Consider the following 3195-nt stretch of genomic DNA (forward strand, 5'->3'; position numbering starts at 1 on the left):
CACCCGCGCGCCGCCCCCGCCGCCGACGCGGCCGACAGCCTGGAATACGGCCACGCTCGCCTGGGCGTCGACCAGGTCGGTGCGGGCGGCTTCGACAACCTGGCATTGATGAGCAACGGCCTGTTGAGTTTCGACGGCGATGTGTCCTTGAACATGGGCCAGAGCCTGCGCCTGTACAGCGGTGCCTTCAACCTCAGTGAGGGCGCGGCAGCCAATGCCCGGGTGAATCTGTCGGCACCGTCTCTGCTGCTGTCCGGCATGGATTCGCCGGCCCGGGAGTTCTACGTGAACCCGGTGTCGGTGTTGCCGTTACCCTCGCTGCGCGCCACCGAGGCGCAGTTCAATGCCAGCGGCAGCTTGATCGATGTGCGCGGCAGCGTGTTGTTTGGCAGCAAGGGCAAACTGCGCCAGGCCGACGACAGCCTGATCGGCCTTGAGCGTCGCGGCTTTGATCAGGTCAACCTGACCAGCCAGGGCGATCTGCGCTTCCTGGCGGGTGCGAACCCGGACGGCGTGGCCTTGAGGGTCAGCACCCAGTTATTGACCCAGGGCGACATGACCTTGCGGGCGGCGCAGTTGTATCCGGCCACGGAGGTCGGTGCGCGGGTCATTGCCGGCTACCTGAGCGAATTCAACAGCCTCAACATCACGTTCGACCCGCTGCGCACCCTGACCATTGGCCGTACCGGCAACACGGATGCCGCGGTGCCTTACTCGGCATTCGGGCGCCTGCAACTGGGCGCCGCGACGGTGCGGCAGGGCGGTGTGGTGCGGGCGCCCCTGGGGTTGATCGATATCGGCAGCATGGGCAGCAGCCAGGTGCATTTGCTGCCGGGCAGCGTGACCTCGGTGAGCGGCAGGGGCCTGGTGCTGCCGTATGGCGGCACCCTGGACGGGCAGGTCTATAAGTACAACGGCAAGACCGTGACGTTTGTCGGCCAGGGCGGGCTGGTCAACCAGGACGCGGAACTCAGCGTCGGGGTGATTCTCGGCGGCCAGTCGGTGCAGGTGCAGCCTGAGGCTACCCTGGACCTGTCGGGCGGCGGCGAATTGCTGGGGGCCGGTTTCGTTTCCGGGCGCGGAGGCTCTACGGATGCGCGCTACAGCCCACTGGTGCAGTTTGGTGCCAATGGCGGTTTTGTGTTGCCGGGCCTGGGCACCAACCCGATTTACGCCATCGTGCCCGGGGTGCAGCCTGGCGCGGCGCCGGTGGCACCGGAGAAAGGCGCAGTCGATCCGTTGGTGGGCCAGCAGGTCNNGCCTTGATGCCCGGCGCTTTCCGCGTCGAGATCAACGGCCTGGCCGGGCTCGGCAGTGATGCCGCCACCCAGCGGATGCGCAATGGCTCCTGGTCCACCGCCGGGCGCTTGTCCATCGCCAACACCGGGATCGGCAACAGCGTTGCCAGCCAGTTGATTTTGACCTCGGCCGATACCTTGCGTCGCTATTCCCAATACAACGAAACCAGCTACGCCCAGTTCGCCATGGCCGACGCCGCGAAACAGGGTGTGCCACGCCCGATGCTCGCCGTCGACGCCAAGACCCTGAAACTGGCCTTGCGGCCAGGGGGCGGCGCTGATGCGTTTTCGTTCCAGGGCATAGGCCGTTTTGAGGCCGCGGCGGGTGGCTATGGCGGCGCGGTGGCGGTGATTGATCCAGGCAAGCTGGGTATTGAAGTCGTCGCGGCGGGCAGTTCCGCAACCAGCGGTTTTTCCGGCATTACCTTCAACGATGAGAGCCTCAACGCCTTGGGAACCTCGCGTTTGATGGTGGGGGGGATGACGGCAGTTACGTATGGCCAGTCCGGGAATTACATCGTCCTGGCTGGCGGTACGAGTCGGGCCAACAGCACCGTCACGCTTCGGGAAGGTGTGACGCTCGCAGCGCCGGAAGTCTTTTTGTTGAGTGACACCAACGCGATCGTCCTGGAGCAGGGCGCATCCATCAACACCATCGGCCGTGGCAAAGCCAGCTACGACGCTCGTGACGGTTTTATCTACAAAGTCACCAATATGCTGGCGGCGTCCAACGGCTTGCTCAATGTCATTGCATCCAATACGACGGTGCCCAGCGGCGGGATCAGCATCGGTGTGTGTGACACGGGCCTGTGCAGCGGGCAAACCGGGCTGTACTCCGAAGGCAGCATCGTGGCGTTGACCAACAATACCTTCCAGTTGGGCGACCAGGTGCGCTACGGCACCCGTCACCTCAACCTGGGGGTCAACACCATTAACCTCGGCAGCGCCCAAGCCCTGGCCGCTGCCGCTGTGGCCAATCAGTTGCCGGCCGGCCTGACACTCACCCAGGCGCTTCTTGATCGCCTGCTCAAAGGTGATTCACAGTTCGGTGCGCCGGCCCTGGAAACCCTGCAGCTCTCGGCGCGGGACAGTTTCAACTTCTACGGCAGTACCTCCCTGGACACCTATGACCCACTGACGGGTAAATCGCGGCTGAGCAACCTGATGCTTGCCACTCCGGCGATCTACGGTGCCGGTGGCGCTGGCGACGTGGCCAACATTCATACCGCCAACCTGATCTGGCAGGGCGCGACCACCCCACCGGGCTCGGTGATCGCCGGCGGGGCGGGCACTGGCAGCGGGCGCCTGGATATCAACGCCGAGCGTATTGAGTTCGGCTACGGCGCCTTTGCCCAGACCAACACCGTGAGCAGTTTCGATCGCCTGGCTTTGGGCTTTGCCAGCGTGAACCTCAATGCCAGCGAGCGCATTACCGCCAACCACAAGGGCAGCCTCTCGGTGTATCAGAGCCAGGGCGCCTATGATCCGGTGAAGGGCTTCCAGTACAGCGGCGGCGACCTGAATATCCTCACCCCGCTGATGACCGGCGAAGCCGGTTCGGTGAACCGCATGACCGCAGGTGGGGCGATTGATATTGCAGCGTCCGTGGGGGCGCGTGGCAAGGCCGACGGCCAGGGCGCCGAACTGTCCCTGCAAGGCGACAGCATTCGCCTGGCCACGGCGGTAGTGCTGCCCAGCGGTAAAATCAGCCTGGGCGCCCGGGGTGATGTGGTGCTGACGGATGCGGCGTTGATCGACGTGGCCGGTGGCGCCACTGTGTTCAACGATGTGACCCAGTACGGCGCGGGCGGCACGGTGCTGCTGGACAGCCGCAGCGGCAACATACTGCAGGCTGCCGGCTCGACCATCGACCTCTCGGCCAAAAACAACCAGGCCG

At 65.0% G+C, this 3195-nt stretch carries 1 pseudogene; it reads left to right on the top strand.

Annotated elements, in window-relative coordinates:
- Positions 1-3195, top strand: a pseudogene (locus HX846_RS33210) (hemagglutinin); the annotation flags it as partial.

Origin of the sequence: Pseudomonas sp. K5002 (assembly GCF_013386655.1) — a bacterium.
Lineage (GTDB): Bacteria > Pseudomonadota > Gammaproteobacteria > Pseudomonadales > Pseudomonadaceae > Aquipseudomonas.